1 protein-coding gene is annotated in these 485 nt (G+C 58.1%); it reads right to left on the bottom strand.

Annotated elements, in window-relative coordinates; translation table 11 throughout:
• Window positions 1-163 precede the first annotated feature (163 nt).
• Window positions 164-460 carry an H-NS histone family protein gene (locus tag L995_RS14105; RefSeq protein WP_047472362.1) on the bottom strand — a complete coding sequence of 99 codons (297 nt, stop codon included), beginning with the start codon at window positions 458-460 and terminating at the stop codon, window positions 164-166.
• Window positions 461-485: the final 25 nt, after the last annotated feature.

The raw sequence follows: 485 nt of genomic DNA, 5'->3' as shown, positions 1-485 counted from the left end.
ATTTATATTTTTTGGACCCGGGTTGGGCACGGTCTTTGCCCTCGATTCGGTTTGGAAGCGTCAGGCTCCAAAGAAAAAGCCCCTGACGGGCGCACCCAGGGGCTTGAGGCACCGCCTAGACTTGGCGCGCACCTCCTTGCTTGGTGTATCGGCAGCTCCTCGCCTAACTTTTGGCTGTTTCGATCAGGAACTGCTCGCGCTCCTTGCCGTTGATCCAGTTCGGGGGCTTGCCCCGGCCGGTCCAAGTGGCGCCAGTCTCCGGGTCTCGGAACTTGGGCGCTCCCGCCAGGCCCTTCACCTTGGAACCACTGGCAGGAAATACATCCAGCTCAGTGAGCTGGTACTGCTGAACCAGGGTTCGGACCTCGGCCACCGCTCCGGCCTTCTCCGTTTTCATCACTTCGGCGATGCGTGCATCCAGCTCGGCTTTTTGCTGCAAAAGGGTCTTGTAGTCGGTCATCTTGTTTTGTTCAATTCTTCTGGAT

The organism is Delftia sp. ZNC0008, assembly GCF_000799035.1.
Taxonomy (GTDB): domain Bacteria; phylum Pseudomonadota; class Gammaproteobacteria; order Burkholderiales; family Burkholderiaceae_C; genus Comamonas; species Comamonas tsuruhatensis.
The sequence above is the reverse complement of the archived record's forward strand: the minus strand, read 5'-3'. Positions and strand labels throughout refer to the sequence as shown.